Origin of the sequence: Autumnicola aciditolerans, assembly GCF_041679265.1 — a bacterium.
Lineage (GTDB): Bacteria > Bacteroidota > Bacteroidia > Flavobacteriales > Flavobacteriaceae > Autumnicola.
Map to the genome: position 1 here is coordinate 60,348 of NZ_JBGFSM010000015.1, position 17,859 is coordinate 78,206.

General features: G+C 40.8%; 16 protein-coding genes. 6 read left to right on the forward strand and 10 right to left on the reverse strand.

Going from position 1 to position 17,859, the window contains the following annotated elements; genetic code table 11:
- Nucleotides 1–70 precede the first annotated feature (70 nt).
- Nucleotides 71–406, reverse strand: a complete 336-nt coding sequence (locus tag AB8M93_RS15305; protein ID WP_373059247.1) for a tRNA-binding protein — start codon at nt 404–406, stop codon at nt 71–73.
- A 184-nt stretch (nt 407–590) separates the two neighbouring features.
- Between AB8M93_RS15305 and AB8M93_RS15310 the strand changes: the two genes are divergently transcribed.
- Nucleotides 591–1,232: a peroxiredoxin gene (locus AB8M93_RS15310; RefSeq protein ID WP_373059249.1), complete on the forward strand. Its 642-nt coding sequence runs from the start codon at nt 591–593 to the stop codon at nt 1,230–1,232.
- Between the two features lie 82 nt (nt 1,233–1,314).
- On the opposite strand, the gene AB8M93_RS15315 is transcribed toward AB8M93_RS15310, so the two are convergent.
- The 6 genes from AB8M93_RS15315 to AB8M93_RS15340 form a co-directional block, all read right to left on the reverse strand.
- Nucleotides 1,315–1,896, reverse strand: coding sequence for a YfiT family bacillithiol transferase (locus AB8M93_RS15315; RefSeq protein WP_373059341.1), 582 nt, complete (start codon nt 1,894–1,896; stop codon nt 1,315–1,317).
- 28 nt (nt 1,897–1,924) lie between these two features.
- Nucleotides 1,925–2,857 (reverse strand): peptidylprolyl isomerase, encoded by a 933-nt coding sequence (locus tag AB8M93_RS15320; RefSeq protein ID WP_373059251.1) that lies wholly within the window; start codon nt 2,855–2,857, stop codon nt 1,925–1,927.
- A 296-nt stretch (nt 2,858–3,153) separates the two neighbouring features.
- Nucleotides 3,154–4,776 carry an amidohydrolase gene (locus tag AB8M93_RS15325; RefSeq protein ID WP_373059253.1) on the reverse strand — a complete coding sequence of 541 codons (1,623 nt, stop codon included), beginning with the start codon at nt 4,774–4,776 and terminating at the stop codon, nt 3,154–3,156.
- 79 nt (nt 4,777–4,855) lie between these two features.
- Nucleotides 4,856–5,983 carry a hypothetical protein gene (locus AB8M93_RS15330; RefSeq protein WP_373059255.1) on the reverse strand — a complete coding sequence of 376 codons (1,128 nt, stop codon included), beginning with the start codon at nt 5,981–5,983 and terminating at the stop codon, nt 4,856–4,858.
- A 339-nt stretch (nt 5,984–6,322) separates the two neighbouring features.
- Nucleotides 6,323–8,164: a porin family protein gene (locus AB8M93_RS15335; RefSeq protein ID WP_373059257.1), complete on the reverse strand. Its 1,842-nt coding sequence runs from the start codon at nt 8,162–8,164 to the stop codon at nt 6,323–6,325.
- 31 nt (nt 8,165–8,195) lie between these two features.
- A complete protein-coding gene (locus tag AB8M93_RS15340; RefSeq protein WP_373059259.1) occupies nt 8,196–11,210 on the reverse strand; it encodes a tetratricopeptide repeat protein in 3,015 nt (1,004 codons plus the stop codon).
- Between the two features lie 160 nt (nt 11,211–11,370).
- Here AB8M93_RS15340 and AB8M93_RS15345 point away from each other — a divergent pair, with 160 nt between their 5' ends.
- Nucleotides 11,371–12,054: a cell division ATP-binding protein FtsE gene (locus AB8M93_RS15345; protein WP_373059261.1), complete on the forward strand. Its 684-nt coding sequence runs from the start codon at nt 11,371–11,373 to the stop codon at nt 12,052–12,054.
- 133 nt (nt 12,055–12,187) lie between these two features.
- On the opposite strand, the gene AB8M93_RS15350 is transcribed toward AB8M93_RS15345, so the two are convergent.
- Nucleotides 12,188–12,658, reverse strand: coding sequence for a DUF4442 domain-containing protein (locus AB8M93_RS15350; protein WP_373059263.1), 471 nt, complete (start codon nt 12,656–12,658; stop codon nt 12,188–12,190).
- A 143-nt stretch (nt 12,659–12,801) separates the two neighbouring features.
- Between AB8M93_RS15350 and AB8M93_RS15355 the strand changes: the two genes are divergently transcribed.
- From AB8M93_RS15355 to AB8M93_RS15370, 4 genes are all read left to right on the forward strand, one after another.
- Entirely contained in the window at nt 12,802–13,266 is a 465-nt protein-coding gene (locus AB8M93_RS15355; protein WP_373059265.1) for a DUF4870 domain-containing protein, read from the forward strand.
- A 94-nt stretch (nt 13,267–13,360) separates the two neighbouring features.
- A complete protein-coding gene (locus AB8M93_RS15360) occupies nt 13,361–13,705 on the forward strand; it encodes a PadR family transcriptional regulator (protein WP_373059267.1) in 345 nt (114 codons plus the stop codon).
- Complete coding sequence (locus tag AB8M93_RS15365; protein ID WP_373059269.1) at nt 13,698–15,476, forward strand: PspC domain-containing protein; 1,779 nt, start codon at nt 13,698–13,700, stop codon at nt 15,474–15,476. The genes AB8M93_RS15360 and AB8M93_RS15365 overlap by 8 nt, the downstream gene beginning before the upstream one ends.
- The gene (locus AB8M93_RS15370) at nt 15,473–15,628 is read left to right on the forward strand and encodes a hypothetical protein (RefSeq protein WP_373059271.1); all 156 of its coding nucleotides are present in this window, start codon (nt 15,473–15,475) and stop codon (nt 15,626–15,628) included. The genes AB8M93_RS15365 and AB8M93_RS15370 overlap by 4 nt, the downstream gene beginning before the upstream one ends.
- 177 nt (nt 15,629–15,805) lie before the next feature.
- On the opposite strand, the gene AB8M93_RS15375 is transcribed toward AB8M93_RS15370, so the two are convergent.
- Both AB8M93_RS15375 and AB8M93_RS15380 read right to left on the reverse strand, forming a co-directional pair.
- A complete protein-coding gene (locus tag AB8M93_RS15375; protein ID WP_373059273.1) occupies nt 15,806–16,663 on the reverse strand; it encodes a hypothetical protein in 858 nt (285 codons plus the stop codon).
- A 55-nt stretch (nt 16,664–16,718) separates the two neighbouring features.
- Entirely contained in the window at nt 16,719–17,834 is a 1,116-nt protein-coding gene (locus AB8M93_RS15380; RefSeq protein WP_373059275.1) for a hypothetical protein, read from the reverse strand.
- Nucleotides 17,835–17,859 lie beyond the last annotated feature (25 nt).

The window sequence follows — 17,859 nt, forward strand, 5'->3', positions numbered from 1 at the left end:
AAACCGTCTCTTCAGGACGGTTTTTTTTGTGCTTAAATTTTTAAGCTGATGAAGAAGTTACGGTACTTCCCTAGCCTATTCTTAATCCATTCTCAATTTTTGAATCCGGGCTTAGAAGTACAATATCATTTTCCTCTCCTACCGCTCCAAGCACCAGGCATTCGCTCATAAAACTGGCAATTTGTTTCTTCGGAAAATTGATTACCGCTACCACCTGCCTCCCCTGCAATTGTTTCTTATTATACCTTTTTGTGATTTGTGCGGAGGTTTTTCTAATCCCTATTGTTTCTCCAAAATCTATTCTTAGCTGATATGCCGGGAGGCGCGCTTCGGGAAAATCATCTACCTGAATAATAGTTCCCACCCGCATTTCCACCTTTTCGAAATCGCTCCAGCTTATCTTCATTCATATAATTTTTTAGTTTCTCCTAAATTAATAAACAAAATCCATTATAAGTAACAGCTATTAAATACCTGTGTAATAAAATTGATATTATTTATTTTAACTTATAATATTCCTATTGGTCAACTAGGTTTTTAAGCAGATTATTGTTTAATTTTAACTACTAAAACTAAAAACATTAATAGAGATGAGCGATTTAAAATTAGGAGACAAAGCCCCAAATTTTGATGCGGAGACATCAGAAGGGAAAATTAATTTTTATGACTATCTGGGCGATGGATGGGGAATCCTTTTTTCCCATCCTGCAGACTATACTCCGGTTTGTACCACCGAGCTGGGAACTGCCGCGAAATATAAAGAAAAATTTGCGCAACGGAATGTAAAAATGATGGCACTAAGTGTTGATGGCGTAGAATCGCATAAAGGCTGGATACAGGATATTAACCAAACTCAGAATACCGAGGTTAACTTCCCGATAATCGCCGATGAGGACAAGAAGATTTCTAACCTTTACGGAATGATTCATCCAAAGGCAGACAATACCCTTACCGTACGATCTGTTTACGTAATTGCGCCAGATAAAACCATTAAATTAATGATCACTTATCCCGCCAGTACAGGACGGAATTTTGATGAACTGCTAAGAGTTATCGATTCCTTACAGCTTACCGCTTACCAGAAAGTGGCCACTCCGGCTAATTGGAAAGAAGGCGAAGATGTGGTAATTAGCCCCGCAGTATCCAATGATGAGGCTAAAAAATTATTTCCTAAAGGTTTTAAAGAAGTGAAGCCTTATCTTAGAATGACTCCACAACCGGATAAAAAATAGTGAATTTTTGAGTACAGCTGCATAAAATCGGCCATTGTCAACCTTCTTTCTGGCGAAGCAATCCCGGGGTTATGCAGCTTTTTTACATCCAGTCCCTCCTGCGCAGGAGATGTTCTATATGAGCATAATGGTGCCGGCAGTGCCAGGAATACATGGCCAGACATTTTAAAAGCGAAATTTCTGCACCACTTTCGGGATGCCTGAAGGTTTTCTGAAAATCGGCTTCCGTCATGCCTTCAATTAAAAAAACCCATTTTGCATGTAATGCCTTAAGGTAATCCAGGGAAATCTGCACCGGAGCCTTTCTGCTGTCGGGAAGTTCAGCAAAAGCTTTTTCATCATAGGCCTTTATCAGGGGATTATCTTCAGTTAAAGTCCATTTAAACCGAATTAAAGCGTGGGTATGGCTATCTGCCAGATGATGGACTAACTGTCTCACGGTCCAGCCATCGGGCCGGTAGGGTGTATCCAGTTGTAAATGGTCAAGATCTTTTACCAGATTTTCCAGTTTCTGCGGAAAAGCAGCAATATCTTCCTTCCATTCTTCAAGATGCGTCCCGGCATTTTGCTGCGGAAACTGCATCTTTCCTATAGGATATTTTAATAATTCCAGTTGCTCTGAAGTCATATCTAAAGATAAAAAAACGTGCTGAAATTTCAGCACGTTCAAATCTTCTATTTTAGAATAAATTTTATTTAACCTCCATAAGTTCCACATCAAAAATAAGGGCTGCATTTGGCGGGATTACACCACCTGCCCCACGCTCCCCATATCCAAGATGGGAAGGAATTACAAATCTCGCCTGGTCTCCTACTTTTAACATTAAAATACCTTCATCCCAGCCTTTAATCACATGGCCCACACCAACAGGAAACTGGATAGGTTCTTTTCTTTTGTAAGAAGAGTCAAAAACGGTCCCATCTGCCAGCATTCCTTTATAATGAACAGAAACGGTTTTACCCTTTTCAGCTTTTGCTCCATTCCCCTCTTTTTCAATTTTATATCTCAGCCCACTTTCGGTTTTTTGAAAACCCTGGGAAATTTCACCCAGTAATTCTTCCTGTTGTTTTTTGGCAGCCGCTTCTCTTTCTGCTTTTGCCCCGTTGAAACTGCGAAAAGCTTCCACGGCATTAAAGTTTTGAGCCTCCTGCCCTTCCCTTATAATTTCCAGCTTTTCAATTTTATCGCCCTGTTTTATTTTATCTACCACCTCCTGGCCTTCCACAACATTTCCAAAAACGGTGTGTTTGCCATTTAGCCACGGAGTTTCTACATGAGTGATAAAAAACTGGCTACCGTTTGTACCAGGTCCTGCATTGGCCATGGAAAGTTTTCCGGGAGCATCGTGTTTTAAATCCGGATGGATTTCATCTTCAAATTTGTAACCTGGACCGCCGGAACCTGTGCCTTGCGGGTCTCCACCCTGAATCATAAAATCGGGGATTACGCGATGGAATTTAAGTCCGTCGTAATAAGGCTGCCCCTGCGGTTTGGCCTCATTTTCCAGGTTTCCTTCAGCCAGGCCTACAAAATTGCCAACCGTGCCGGGTGTTTTTTCATATTCGAGTTCCACTAAAATTTCGCCCTGAGTGGTATGAAATTTAGCATATAATCCGTCGTTCATTTTTTTGATTTTTGTTGAAATGCAAAGATACCGAAATAAATTTTTAAGGATAAAGGTGAAAGTGAAATGAAAAAGTTCTGATTGCATTTTACCATTATCGCCAGTTTGAATTTTACCCTTCCGCCTTAATCAGCTTTGGATGGTTAATCCACTTTCTCTCTAAAAAAAGGGAAGGAGCTCCGTGGTTACCAAAATACATCTACACAAAATACATTGCTCAAAAATTGAATAGTCGGGATGCCCCAATTTTTCAAAGTTTTAAAACTTTAGAAAAGTTACTAAAAGAATTACCAAACTTACATTACCTTTTCTCCATTTACATAGGTTCCAATTACTTTTAAATCAGGAATTTTATCTTCCTGCACTTCCATAATATCTTCATTCAAAATTACAAAATCGGCAAATTTCCCTACTTCTATACTGCCTTTTTCATTCTCTTCAAAATTACTGTAAGCCGCCCAAATGGTCATTCCTTTCAATGTTTCTTCACGGGAAAGTGCCTGTTGTTTCATAAAACCATCTTTAGGATAATTGTTGGTATCCCTTCTTGAGACGGCGGCATAAAAGGTAAGAAAAGGACTTACCTCCTCTACCGGAAAATCTGTTCCTAAAGCCAATAGCCCAGCCTGGTCCAGCAGTTTTTTATAGGCATAGGCACCATGCATTCGTTCTTTCCCAAGCCTGTCTTCTGCCCAGTACATATCACTGGTGGCATGGGTGGGTTGTACCGAGGGAATAATATTTTTGCTGAAATATTTAAAATCCTCCGGGGCTATTACCTGTGCATGTTCTACACGCCACCTTCTGTCTATGGCATTACCAATAAGACTATCATAAGTTTTAAGTACAAGATAATTGGCAGAATCCCCTATAGCGTGAGTGTTGAGCTGAAAATCTGATTTTGCTATCCGCATAGCCGTTTTTTTAAAATCCTCTATGGGAGAAAGCAAGGCACCAAAATGCCCCGGCCGGTCGCTATATTGTTCTTTTAAAGCTGCTCCCCGGGAGCCCAAAGCTCCATCTCCATAAAATTTAACAGATCTTACATTTAATCGATCGGTTTTATAAGGCCCTCTGGGAAGAAAAAAATCCAGATTCTCTTTAGAATTACTAATCATGGCATACATCCTTATCTTAAATTTCCCCTGTTTATGCAGGCTATCCATCAATTCTATAATTTCACGATCTATCCCTGCATCATCTACGGTAGTGAGCCCATATTTAAAACAAATTTCCTGGGCTTGCATAAGGGCATTTACTTTATCTTCAACAGAGCTCTCCGGCTGGGCTTTCGCGATCAAATCCATAGGATTATCAACAATAATTCCGGTAAGTGTCCCATTTTTCTGCTCAATATCGCCACCTTCAAAAGCTGTTTTTGTAGTAATCCCTGCAGCATCCAGGGCAGCCTGATTAGCCAAGAGGGCATGGCCGTCTATGCGGATAACCGCCACCGGAGTATCGGGAAAAAGCCGGTCCAGGGTATCTTTGGTGGGGAATTCTTTTACCTGCCAGTCATTCTGGTCCCATCCTCTTCCGGTAATAAAGTCAACTCCTTTTTTCTGCTGAAATTCAACAATACGGGCCACTACTTCTTCAAAACTTTTTGTACCGGTAAGGTCTACTTTGTCCTGCTGAAGGCCTAGCCGGTAAAAATGAGCATGGGCATCAATAAATCCTGGATATACTGCCTTGCCTTCAGCATTATAGGAATTAACTGCTTCATATTTTTCATGAAGTTCCCCGGTGCCACCTACGGCTATAAATTTTCCGTCTTTAACCACAAAAGCTTCGGCTTTACTGAAGTTTCCATCTACGGTATATACTTCGGCATTGTAAACCAACAGGTCTGCCTTTTCCTTTTTGTTGCAGGAAAACATGAGCACACAGGAAAAAAGAAGTAGTGCAAAATTTTTCATTTTCAAAGTTTTGGGTAAAAATAAAAAATGCCCCTCAGGAAAGGCGCATTTTCTAAACATTAATAAACTTACTAAATTTTTATGAGAAGCCCAGGCCTTCCCAAACAGCATGCCTGATATCCGGATTGGCAGCAGCAGCAAGGGCTACCGAAACAAAGAGGCCAATCATGGCATAGGCAAAATCCTTAAAGATCATCTTCCCGGCTTTCTTGCGGTGCTTCTTGCCTTTTTTCTTACGGGCAAGGCTAATAGCGATCTCCCTACCTCCAATTACCCCCAGGAATACCCAGGTGGTACTCATTGGCACGGTACTAATAAAGAGCTTGTATATAAGCATTACCACGTAAATTAAATCCACGAGCGTGGCAGCCCGTATATCTGAAATTCTGGTCTTCTCACTTACTACCTGCTGAATTTTATCTCCCCGCAGGTAGAACAACAATCCCAATCCAAGAAAAATAGTAGTGGCAAAAATACCAAACTGAAAAGCATCCAGGCGGCGCGGAAGGAAAACCGCGATATTGGCTCCATCCTGCATCACCCAAACCCCCCATAATGTACCGCTAACCAGCCACTGAATAATAGTCCAGCTATTGCTGAATTTTCTGCTTTTAAAGTACTTTTTTATCAGGTTATAGGAGAGATACCATACCAGGAATGAAAAAACAAAAGCCATGATATAGCCCGTCCAGCTCTTCCATACTACAGAAGTAATTCCCGAAGTATCTGCACTAAAGACGCTTAAAATTAGAAAAGTTGTGGAAACCGGCATACGTAACCTCGTTAATATCAGCAAAATAAGCGGCGCAATAATCTGGAAAAAACTGAAGCTTTGCGGATGTGGGTATGCCGTGGTGCCATCAGGATTTAAAAGCCGCTGATAAGTTACATCACCATTAAAATAGAACCAGCTGAAGGTTACCACTCCCAAAAATATAGCGCCCACATAAAGCCATAAAACCCACCAGGGCTTGGATTTATTGCTTTCTATAAAAGTTCCCAGGGATTGGATACTATCATTTGCCACTGTAGCATAGGCTGCGAAAAAGAAACCAAGCCACATGGCTGCCCGGGTGTTTCCGGTAAAAATTCCCGCAAGGATAATCCCGCCTATAACAATGGCGAGAAATGTTTTTTCTTCTACAATAAAATCAAGAATGTTCAGGTAGGGGCGGTCACGGTTAGTACGCCTGAATTTTTTTGCCATTTATAAGTTAGGTTTCTGAGTTGTAAAGCTTCACTTCTTTGATTTTGGGTGCAATATTACTTTAAATTTGAATCTTCAATGTTTAGTAATTGTTAAGTCACGCGATTTGATGAAGATAACAATTTTCTTTAAAGGCTAAAGATTCTGGCTGGGGACCTGCAAGAAAATGAAACCTTACACCTTCTAATTCCGGCTTTTCTTTAGTGCCTGGAAAAAATTATCCTAGAAGACTGCAAAAAGTTCTCTGCAAAGAGTCGAATTAGAGCATAAAAAACCTGGAAATAACTGGATCTATATTATTTCAGTTAATTCCAGGCTTCTTAAAGTGAGGTCTAATTTTTAATTAAAATCAAACTTATAGGTGGCTCCTGCAAGGAACTGGGCTCCCTGAACAGGATAATTGAGCCAGCGCTCGTAATTGTTGTTAAGCAGGTTGCTGCCTTTTACAAACGCAGAGAGCTGCTCATTGAACCGGTATCCAAGATGCGCGTTTAAATCAAAATACCCATCGAGAGTTACCTCCTCATTTTGTTGAGGGTCCGCGGGATTTGTTATTACTGTGCGTGCAAGATCCATGCGCTCTCCGCGGTAAAAAATATTGGCACCGGTATACCATTTTTCGGTTACCTGGTAATCTGCAGTTAAAGCAGCGGTAACCGCTGGCAGGTTCCATGCCTCAGCCTCCTCATCTGTCCCATAGCTAAAAACTTCAGCATTTACAGAAAGCCTAAAATTGCGGTTTACATCTGCATTCAATTCGGCATAAAAAGAAAAGGTATTTACATCGTCATAAACCACTTCAAAAGAATTTCCGTAGGCATAATCTTCCTCAGTTACATTTGTTGCATAGGGATTCCTTCTGTAAAGCGCCTTATTGAATTGTGAAGAATAGCTCACGCGGGCATTATAGCCAAAGCTGTTGGTGAGCCTTCCTTTTGCCCCAACATAGGCGTCATACTCGGTATCTGTAGGCTGGATGGCCAGTGTGGGGGATACAAAATGGTTGTCCTGGTAAAAATCATAATACGTGTTCTGTTCCAGTTGGCCTTCTATCCCTCCATAGGCAGTAAGCATATCCCCGGCTAGCTCGTAACTTGCCGTAATTTTTGGATAGAGGTAAAAATTATTATCAGTATTTTCAGTATCAAGACTATAGTAAAATGCGACTCCAAGATTTAAGGTAAGATTGTCCCGTAGCACCAGCAAACTGGGATTAAGTCCAAAATTCAAAAAACTATAATTGTTACCATCGCCACCATAAAAGGCTTCGTTAAAATTGCCATTTACAATATCTGCAGTGATATTCGTGGTAATAAGTTCTCCTCCAATATTAGCTTCAAAAGCTCCACTGGCATCAAAATGATTTTCAGAAGAACTATAAGAATCCCCGGAATGGCGGAATTTTGCTTTTGCTTTATCGAAAAAAGAATCATACAATTCAATCTCCCCGCCGGCATAAACTGAAAAATAATTTTGCTGCGGATCTACTTCCAACAACTGCTCATCGGTAAGTACGGGGCTGGCCGGTAAACCGTACCAGTTAAAAAGCTGGTGCTGCCCCCCAACTTCAGTTTTCCAGGATAAATCCCTGTCCCTGCGGGTATAGCTAAGGTTTAATTCGGTATCATAAAATTTGTCATCAAGACGAACACCTTCAATCCCTCCCTGGGAAGAATTATGAGTAAGAAATATTCCGAAGTTATCGGTCCGGTTTACTTCAAGGTTGCTGTAGAATTCTGCGAGTACATTGGAGTAATTCCCGAAACCTAAAGTGGCATAATTGTTAAAAACCTTAGGTGGCCTTTCCCTTTCTACAGTTGTTGCCCGTCCTTTGGCGGGAGTGAAAGTTGAAGCGACAGGAACAGAAAAAATACTATATTTTACTTCCTTCTTGGCCAAACTTACAGAATCTGCCTTGCCCGGCATTTCCTTAATTTTTGAAGCGTCCCGTACCGATGGGGAATAGGGCTTTACTACGGTTACTGTTTCGCTGCCAAGCGGATCCTGGGCAAAAAGAGCCCCGCTAAAAAGTACCAGGGACAGGAACAGCATTGTTTTTGTTGCCGCTATTTGCCACAAATTAAAATGAACTAGCAGGCGTGTATCCTGAACTTTTGCAACCCGTTGATTTGGATAATAACACTGATTGGCGGCAGGGTCCTTAACTGAAAAAATTCGCATATAGGAGTTCTTAGATTTTAGTTTAGTTAGATTAGTTTTCTACAGAAGAGTTGGTTTTGGCTTCTTTGGCCTTTATCCTGGCTAGTTCGGCTTTAGCTTCAGAAACAAGTTCCGGATAATTGGAAAAATTCTTGATCACGTTGTCCAGGATGTATGTGGCCTGGTAAGCATCGCCAAGTTTGTCAAAATTTTTCGCCATAAGCACCAGGCCTTTTGCGCCCCAACGCTTATAACCTGAAAAATCCTTTGCCAGAATTTGAATAGCGGCATTGGAAGCTTCATAATTTCCGTTTTTGTTCTTGAAATAAGCATCATAGTACAAGGCTTCCGCAGCCAGCTCTCCGTTAGCGGTCTTTTGAACTTCGGCATACGCGGTTTTAGCCCGGCTTTCATTTCCTGCTTTCATTGCCGATCTCGCTATAATTACCTGGGCATCGGTTTTGGCCTGTTTTTCAGCACCTGCATTGTTCAGTACCTTTTCAGCGTAAGCTTCAGCTTTTTGATAATTTCCTGCTTCGTAATACGATTTCATCAGGTTAGACTGGGCATAAGCAACATTTTCCTGAGAATCTGCCTGTTTTTCCAGCCTTTCCAGGAGCGGGGTGGCTTCAGCATAATTTCCTTTTTCAAGATAAACCTGCGACAACCTGGCCAGTGCCTGCTCGGTAAATTCGTTTCCGGGCCTTTCCACCACATAGCGGTAATGGCTCATGGACTTGTCTTTATTCCCCTGGCGGAAGTACATTTGCGCAAGATAAAAATGGGCATTTATAGAATGGATCCCGTTTGGAAATTCGTTTAAATATTTTTCAAATCCATTTATAGCCTGGTCTGTCTTGTTATTTAAATATTGATTCTCTGCAGACTCATACGTGGTATTATCCAGATCGGCATCTGTTACCTCTACAAAATCGATGTTTCTTACCCAACTGGCATACTCATCTGTCCTGCCTAAATCCACATATACGTTTCTTGCGGTAGAAACTGCCTGTTTGGCCTCAGGCGTATTGGGATAATCGGCTACTACTTTTTTAAGGCGTTCAAGAGCTTTTTCCCCATCGTTGGAATTGTAATAAACAAGGCCCTGCCTTAACATCGCTTTCGGCACAAAAGCACTTTCAGGCACATCCCTTATCAAACGGTTGTATGCCTGAATTCCCTGCTGATTATTGTTCATGGCGATGTAGGTATTTCCAAGTTCAAAAAGCGCATCATCACGATATGGGGAACGCGGGTATTTACTGATGAAGTTATTAAGTTCCTCAATTTTAGTCTCATTTCTATTGACAAAGCCATAACTGATGGCTTTTTGAAAAGCAGCATAATCACTATCGCTTACATTATTGGCAATGGCTTTATTGTAAGCCTCCATCGCAGGCCAGTACTGGCTGTTCACAAAATAGCTGTCACCAAGCCTAAGCCAGGCATCATTTCTCCTGGCAGTATCATTACTGCTATTTTCTGCATACCTTTTAAAGTAGTTGATCGCCTGGGCATAATCGTTCTTTTTGAAATAGGCATACCCAATGTTATAATCCAAGTTTTCCATTTCTCCAGTGCCACGGGCAGCGCTCATTCCCCCAAATTCTTTATAGCCAATAATCGCATCGTCTATACGGTTTACGTTAAATTCACTTTCTGCTTTCCAAAAAGTGGATTTGGCAGTAATAGCAGGATCCCGGGGTTCTCCCAAGGCTTTATCAAACATTTCTATGGCCTTGTAATAATCTCCCTCTTCGTAAAGTTCCAGCCCGTAGTAATACGCCACCTTTTGATAAGCCTGCTTATCGCTGAAATTCCTGTTGTTTTCCAGCAAACGCATGGCTTCTTCATAATTTTTTGAAGTGATAAAAGAATCTATAAGCAGGGTTTCCACTTCCTGTCTTTCGGCAGCATCGGGATATTTTTCAAGATAGCTTAGCAGCACCTGGGAAGGGCTTTCATAAGAATTGCCAATTTCATAGCTCAGCTTGGCATAATTCAGAAGTGCGTCTTTTTGGATTTTAGCGTCAAATTCCATTTCGCTGGCATTTTTAAAGGCGTTTAACGCTTGCTGCTTCTGGTCCAGGTTTAGGTAAGATTGTGCAAGATGATAATAAGCGTTTTGGGCAATGGAATTATTCCCGTCTATAATTTTATTAAATTCTGAAATGGCCATTTCATAATCGCCCTGCTTATAATAAGCGTAGCCTAACTGATAATAATCGGTATTGTTCCATTTTCCGCGAAGGCCCTGGTATTCTTTTAAGTAAGGAATGGCTTTTTCGTACTGCTGTAAATTGAAGTAACTCTCTCCTATAATTTTATTCAACTGGGATTTTTCCTGACGGTTTGATTTTGGAAGTTGTTCCAGACCCAAATCGATGGCTTTTTGAAAATCTCCAAGTTTAAAATTCATATCGGCCTGGAAATAGGAAAGATCTTCGCTGTACCTGGAATTGTCCTGCACCTGCTCAAAATTCTGGCTGGCTTCTTCGTAATCATCACTTTCATAAGCCATAAACCCGATGTAATATTTAGCCTGGGAACCATATTCTTTAGAATCCCTCACCCGTTCAAGATAAGTTCGCGCCTGCTCATAATCGTTTGTACGAAAATAGGCATACCCATTGTTGAAGTAAAACCGCTGCCTCTCCTTACGGCCCATCGCGTTTTCGTCCACCTTATCATACCATTTCCTGGCAAGGGCATATTTTCCCGTGTTGAAATAATAATCGGCCACATCCAGATAAGCTGAATTGGTTTTGGTGCTCGTTGGATAGCGGGTCACAAACCGCTCCATCAGTCGGTCTGCTCCCGGCTGGTTTAACCTTACCGCTGCATTTGCGATGTAATAGGCCGCATCGGCCTTAATTTTTTCATCTTCGGTTTCTTCTTTAACCTCATCAAAAAGGTTTTGGGCTGCCAGGTACTGCTGATTATTATACAATTCCAGCGCGCGGTTAAAGTCGGCCAGTTCATTTGTATAAGTAGCAGATTGCTGGGAAATACCTTTAAATGAGAAGAATAGTAAAACAACAATGAGGAGAGATTTACCGGGTGTCATTTATATATTTTTAGATTGAAGTTCAAAGATAATTTAATGCTTATTTTAATAACGATGAAAGTGGCCTATAATTATGTTAATATGAAAAAAAGTAAAGCGGCACTTTTTGAAAAATGTATATTTACAGATATTTTTACATCCTAATTTAGCAACAGTATTTATGTCTCAAGCCGTCTTGGAATTAAAAAATGCCGCCATTTATCAGCGTGAAAATTTAATCCTTTCTGAAGTAGATGTGACCGTAAATAAGGGGGATTTTGTCTATCTTATAGGGAAAACCGGTACCGGGAAAAGCAGTTTCATGAAGACCCTTTACGGGGATTTACCTTTAACTGAAGGGGAAGGAAATATTGTTGATTATAACCTGCGCACTCTAAAAGAAAAAGATATCCCATTTTTAAGGCGTAAGCTGGGAGTGGTTTTTCAGGATTTTAAGCTGCTGACCGACAGGAACATTAATGATAACCTGCTATTTGTACTGAAGGCAACCGGATGGAAAGACAAAGGAGCCATGGAGAAAAGAATTGAAGCAGTGCTTAACAAGGTAGGCATGAAAACCAAAGGCTTTAAATATCCTTATCAGCTTTCAGGTGGAGAACAGCAGCGCGTGGCAATTGCGCGGGCTTTGCTAAATGATCCTGAATTAATCCTTGCCGATGAGCCCACCGGAAACCTGGACCCTCAGACCTCTGTAGAAGTGATGGAAGTGCTGCAGGAAATCAGTAAAAACGGGAATACTATTCTAATGGCCACCCACGATTATGCCTTACTGCTGAAATATCCTTCCAAAACTTTAAAATGCGACGGACAAAGAGTATTTGAGGTGGTACAGAAAACTGTTTAGTTAGAAGTTATTAGTTCGGAGTTCAGAGTTTGAAGTTCAAAGTTCGGGGTACGGAGTTCGGAGATTTGAAGTTTTAAACCAGACATTTCAGACTACCGCAGACCTTCATTGTTTATCGAGAATTGCTTAATGTTCAATGTTCATTAAACTCCCGCTTCACCTTTACCGTCCATTCAAATTTAAAACTGGAAACTTCCACCCCTTCTTCATTAAAGCCTTTGCTGTTCATCCAGAAGGTTTGCCCCTCGCCTGTCTCTAAAGTTCTTTGAATAGCGGCATCTATTTTATGCCCGTCACCGCAGGTAAAAGTAATTTTACCCGTGGCTTTTTTAGAAAAGGAAGCGGCATTTTGGGCCACCAGCATTGATATTTTTCTATTTTCCTTCTTAATTTTTGCCATTACCAAAGCTCCGGTACTAAGTTCTGCCGCCATAGCCTGAACTGCAAAATACATAGATTTAAAAGGATTCTGATTAATCCAGCGATGGGTAACCTTTACCCTGCATATTTCTTCATCTATCTCCCGCACGCGTACCCCACATAGCCATGCGCTTGGCAATTTCAGCATTAAAAAGGTATTAAGCCTGGATGGTGTTAACTTCATAGAAGCGCTTATTTTCTCTAAAAATACCTAAAATAAATCAACTCATTAAAGAAGGCATTTCTTAATTAAAAGTTAAAATAAAGTACTATGTTTTGCAAAATACCTTCTTTTAACCATATATTTGTATAAGAAATTAATAGGTTATGAACTCACAGGTATTACATCAGGAAAAAACATTGGCCACTTGCATCCATTTATCAGTATTTTCAAAATATTTTTTCCCATTCGGAAATTTTCTGTTTCCCCTGCTTTTATGGCTGGTAAAAAAACAGGATCCGTTTGTAGACAGTCATGGGAGAAATGCTATCAATTTCCAGATAAGCATGTTCCTTTACTTTATTTTACTGGTTCTTTCCGGGCTGGCCCTTCTTATTCTCATGGGGGTAAACCTAAGTACTTCTGCTCCATTATATATTGATAGCAACCATATCCATGCAAAAAATGTTCAGGATTTTATTCCTTTAATTATAGTGGCCATAAGCATTGGAACATTAATTCTGGGGCTTTTTCTCCTGGAGATTTATGCGGTAATAAGCGCCAGTTTAAGGGCCAGTGAAGGAGAGCTTTATAAATACCCGTTTTGCATCAATTTTATAAAAGAATCCTGATCCTTTTCAGGGCAGGAAAACATCATCAACAATCCTTAAAAATTAACCATCAATCAAGAAATGAACAGTTTAACAACATTCTAAATCGCACATTATGAAGATTGAAAACACCAAAGCACAAATGCGTAAAGGTGTGCTGGAGTACTGCATTCTCTCTGTCCTTCGGGATGAAGACGCTTATGTAGCGGAAATTCTGGAGACTCTAAAAGACGCAAAACTACTGGTGGTGGAAGGTACTATTTACCCTTTACTTACAAGGCTAAAGAATGCCGGCCTGCTTTCCTACCGCTGGGAAGAGTCCAGTAGCGGGCCGCCCCGCAAATACTACGGCCTCACAGATACCGGGAAACTGTTCCTTAAAGAACTTACCAGTACCTGGGATGAACTGCAAACAGCCGTAACTATTGTAACTACTCAAAAAAAGAAAAATCATGAATAAGACAGTCAATATAAATCTTGCCGGTGTTTTCTTCCATATAGATGAAGATGCGTACGCCAAACTGCAACATTACCTGGAAGCGCTAAAACGCTCTTTTACCAACACGCCGGGTAGCGATGAAATTATAGCAGATATTGAAGCCCGTATTGCTGAATTATTTACTGAAAAAATCAGGGATAAGCGCCAGGTGGTAAGTTTAACTGAAGTGGAAGAAGTTATCGCCATAATGGGCCAGCCAGAGGATTATATGGTAGATGAAGAAATCTTTGAAGATGAACCTGCTTACCAGCAAAACACCCGTAAAACCAACAGGGGCAGAAAACTCTTTCGCGATACCCAGCATTCTTATATTGGCGGGGTAAGTTCCGGGTTGGGCCATTACCTGGAAATAGAAGCGGTATGGGTAAGGCTTCTATGGGTTTTTCTAACCTTCTTAACCAGCGGCGCTTTTATTTTAATCTATATCGCACTCTGGATTTTTGTTCCTGAAGCTAAAACCACAGCAGACCGCCTTGCCATGGAAGGTGAAGAAGTTACCATTAGTAATATTGAAAAAAAGATTCGCGAGGGGTTTGACAATGTTACCGGTAAAATGAAAGATGTAGATTATCAAAAATATGGTGAAAAAGCAAGATCGGGAGCAAGTTCTGCCGGCTCAGCAATAGGCAATATCATTAAAGTACTGCTTAGTGCATTTGTAAAATTTATTGGTATTCTCCTAATTCTCCTGGCAGGAGTAGTTTTAATTGGCCTTTTTATAGCCCTGTTTACCGTTGGGATATTTGGAATAATTGATACTCCCTGGATAGATTATGCAGAAATGGCCGTTAGTGGCGGGCCCTTTTGGCTAATTTCCCTGCTGGTATTTTTCCTTACTGCCATTCCATTTTTCTTCCTGTTTATCTTAGGCCTAAAAATACTGGTAACAAACCTGAGGTCTATAGGCACAACCGCAAAAATGGTACTGCTGGGACTTTGGATCATTTCCCTTATTGGTTTAGGTATTATAGGAATACAACAAGCCACTCAAAGGGCATTTGATGGAGAAACCGTGGTTACAAAAACCCTGGAGATTAACAGGATGGACACCTTGTACGTTAGTATGAAAAACGAAAACAATGTTTCCAGCAGCTTTTACCGCGGTGGGGATTTTAAAATAAGGCATGACAGGAATGGTAAAAAGATGCTGTATTCAGACCGGGTTTGGCTTACGGTTAAATCTACCCGGGACTCCCTTGCGAGTGTGGAAATAGTAAAATCTGCGGAAGGTAGTGATTTTGAAGATGCCAATACCAGAGCACAAAATATCAATTACGAGGTATTGCTTTCGGGAAATCAACTTCAGCTGGACAGCTATCTTACTTCTGCCGTGGAAAATAAATTCAGGGATCAAAAAGTTGAAATCACCCTCTATGTTCCTGAAGGCACCACCCTGTATGTAGATGCCAGTGCCAGCTCTTACGCTAACAGATGGTACGGAAGCGAAAATATTTTCAAAAGGGCAGACCAGGAACGATACCTGAAAGTAATAGAAGGCGCAACCACCTGCGAGGATTGTCCTGTGGAAGATATGCATTACGAAGAAGGAACCCAGGAAGAATGGGATAACGAAGATGAATGGAACGAGGAAGATGACTTTAATGCCAAAGTGAACATTAACAGAGAAGGAGTAAATATCCAGATTGAAAAAAAACGGAATAATGACACGTTAACTAACCGCAATGAGCGGAGTACCAACCCACCAGTAACCGATACCACCAGAGCATTATGAGTACTTTAATGAACCTTCTCATCAGTTTTATGCTATCCCTGCTTGTGGAAGCACCGGCAGAGCAGCCAGTAACCTATGAGCCCAAGAGTACTGTCCAGTATGAAGTTCACTTTACAGATCCTTACATTTCCTATATATGGAATTGCGACTAAAAAAAGAGCCTCCTTCCCGGAGGCCTTTCTTTTTATTGAAGATAAAAAAGAAGTCTTTGATTAACTCATTCCTTCATTAAAACTGCTTTTCCAAAATAAACAGCAGGTATCCTTATTGCAATTCTCTTTTTTGAGGCAGTTGAAAAAACACAATTGTCACATTTGGAAAAACTTCAACTATTGGCTGCTAAATACGGGGGAAGAAGTTAATTGGCCTGCAACATATTCCAGAGATGGTTTCCAAGCATCAGAATTTGCAAGAGTTTGGGCGCCTTCCTTTGTTTCTCCTAAAAATTTTTCTTCTTTAAAATCCATGCCAAAAGCTTTCATATCATCATGGGCACTATAAACACTTAAGCTAACATTCCTTTGTATTTCTCCCAGGCTTTTAGAGCCGGCAGCACCAGAGATATAATCTGCCTTTCCAGCAATAGTACTGTCTTTCTGGCTTTCATTTATCTTAACATATAAAATATACTCGGTTCCCATTACCTTTCTTAATTGCTCTGGAGAAGATTCTCTTAATTCACTGTAATTAATGCCTGCGTCCAGCAACTTTTCAATAGCTTTATCCATTGGCAATACTCTCATCTTTAGGGTATCGGACTTGGTTGATAAAAGTCCCATCAGATAATCTGTAGCCAAACCGGCCAGTTTCTTTTCATAGGCCCCATTTTTTTCATATTCCAAAGGAACCACCGCGAGTGTATTTTCCAGGTAGGCAGGGGTTGTAACTACATCTTTTGATACTGCCGCAGAATTTTCTGCGGATGCAACCGGGATTGTTGCGTCACCATTAAATTCCTGCGTCCTTCCACTTGCAAAAACTATTTTATTAATGGCATCCGGCGGTATTTCATTCACCACGCTTTCGCCGGGATAGCTAAACGCTACCACGTCCTGGCTTACCTTTGTAACCTTAACCTGCAGAAATTGCCCATCTGTAGTTACAATTATATCGTTCTTTAAATTATTTTGCTGAGCAAAAAGACTGGTGCAAAAAAGAAATCCTAAAATACATATCCACTTTTTCATTTTCAATAATTTTTTAATTAAACAATTAGCCATTTTTGCGAAGAACCTGCTGTGGCTATAGATCTAACCGCAAGCCCAGCGATAAAAATTGTTGATCTTTTGCACCGTTCTTAAAAATGGTATTAAGATCGTATTTACCATAAATAGAGAAAGCTCCAACGCCTGCATACGCGCTAAGTCCATAAATCATCTTGTTGGTATTATAGCCTTCTATTTTTTCTCTTTCTACCCAGTAAAAACCGTGATAAAAGTAAGGTTGTTCTACCCACTGGTATGCGTTTAGGTTAATGCCTATATATCCACCAGCCGCAATTTTTAACTGGTTCCCGGCTGAGAAGTAACTTTTGTCCCCATCTTGTTTAAGCTTCGTGGGGCCTATTTCCAGATGAAGAGGCAAAACCAGGTTGTTTACCCTAAACCCAGATCCTGTAATATTTTGGCCCGACTGTAATTGGGTTTGCCCGTCCACTTCAGTAAAAAACCTGTTATTGGTTGGTTCCAAACCATTATTTTGGTAAGAAAGCCCATACTTGATACGCAGCCAGTTCTCTTTGGTAAGAGGGGTTTTAAATGCAATACCTATTTCCAGAAAGTGGGAGCTGTATAGGGCATAGTCCCTTTCTTCCTCCAGTTCCTGCCAGTTGCCATTACCTATGGCATTATTAAACCCAAAAGCGGCCACGAGATCCAGAGTGGTGGGGGTTTTAACTTCTCTCCTTTGAAGTTGGGGAGGTTGCGGCTCAACAAATTCCTGCTGCATTGCCACGCTGTCCCGTTTAGAAGGAAGTGTAATTGAGGGGGCATCACCCTTAAAATAGGAATCCACATCCAGAAAAAATTCCCAGCCGTCGCCTTCTTCCCGGGGTAAACTGGGTTTCTGCGATGCCTGGTTTTGGAGAAACGCTATAGTTTTTAATATTACCCCCTGCCGTTCTTCAATTTTCCTGGCCCTTGACTCGGCAGCTTTATTTTTTAGCTTCTCTGCCTCTTCTGCACTTATCACCCCATTTTCAAGCAGGCTGTTAATGTTCTGGATTTGCTGTTTCAGCTCATTTTTCTCTTCTGTTTGAATTGTTACTAATTGCTTACGCAATAATTCAATCGTTTCCTCCTGCGCCTTAATTTGTAAAGTGAACAATAAGGTTAACGCCACAAGTATCAGTTTCTTCATGATCCAATTATTTACCGTTCTACAT

Excerpts from the sequence above, each read along its gene's own strand:
- AB8M93_RS15365 (WP_373059269.1), top strand. The coding sequence starts at position 13,698 with ATGAATAAGACAGTCAATATAAATCTTGCCGGTGTTTTCTTCCATATA.
- AB8M93_RS15370 (WP_373059271.1), top strand. The coding sequence starts at position 15,473 with ATGAGTACTTTAATGAACCTTCTCATCAGTTTTATGCTATCCCTGCTT.
- AB8M93_RS15330 (WP_373059255.1), bottom strand. The coding sequence starts at position 5,983 with ATGGCAAAAAAATTCAGGCGTACTAACCGTGACCGCCCCTACCTGAAC.
- AB8M93_RS15380 (WP_373059275.1), bottom strand. The coding sequence starts at position 17,834 with ATGAAGAAACTGATACTTGTGGCGTTAACCTTATTGTTCACTTTACAA.
- AB8M93_RS15345 (WP_373059261.1), top strand. The coding sequence starts at position 11,371 with ATGTCTCAAGCCGTCTTGGAATTAAAAAATGCCGCCATTTATCAGCGT.
- AB8M93_RS15360 (WP_373059267.1), top strand. The coding sequence starts at position 13,361 with ATGAAGATTGAAAACACCAAAGCACAAATGCGTAAAGGTGTGCTGGAG.
- AB8M93_RS15310 (WP_373059249.1), top strand. The coding sequence starts at position 591 with ATGAGCGATTTAAAATTAGGAGACAAAGCCCCAAATTTTGATGCGGAG.
- AB8M93_RS15340 (WP_373059259.1), bottom strand. The coding sequence starts at position 11,210 with ATGACACCCGGTAAATCTCTCCTCATTGTTGTTTTACTATTCTTCTCA.
- AB8M93_RS15350 (WP_373059263.1), bottom strand. The coding sequence starts at position 12,658 with ATGAAGTTAACACCATCCAGGCTTAATACCTTTTTAATGCTGAAATTG.
- AB8M93_RS15335 (WP_373059257.1), bottom strand. The coding sequence starts at position 8,164 with ATGCGAATTTTTTCAGTTAAGGACCCTGCCGCCAATCAGTGTTATTAT.
- AB8M93_RS15325 (WP_373059253.1), bottom strand. The coding sequence starts at position 4,776 with ATGAAAAATTTTGCACTACTTCTTTTTTCCTGTGTGCTCATGTTTTCC.
- AB8M93_RS15355 (WP_373059265.1), top strand. The coding sequence starts at position 12,802 with ATGAACTCACAGGTATTACATCAGGAAAAAACATTGGCCACTTGCATC.
- AB8M93_RS15305 (WP_373059247.1), bottom strand. The coding sequence starts at position 406 with ATGAAGATAAGCTGGAGCGATTTCGAAAAGGTGGAAATGCGGGTGGGA.
- AB8M93_RS15320 (WP_373059251.1), bottom strand. The coding sequence starts at position 2,857 with ATGAACGACGGATTATATGCTAAATTTCATACCACTCAGGGCGAAATT.
- AB8M93_RS15375 (WP_373059273.1), bottom strand. The coding sequence starts at position 16,663 with ATGAAAAAGTGGATATGTATTTTAGGATTTCTTTTTTGCACCAGTCTT.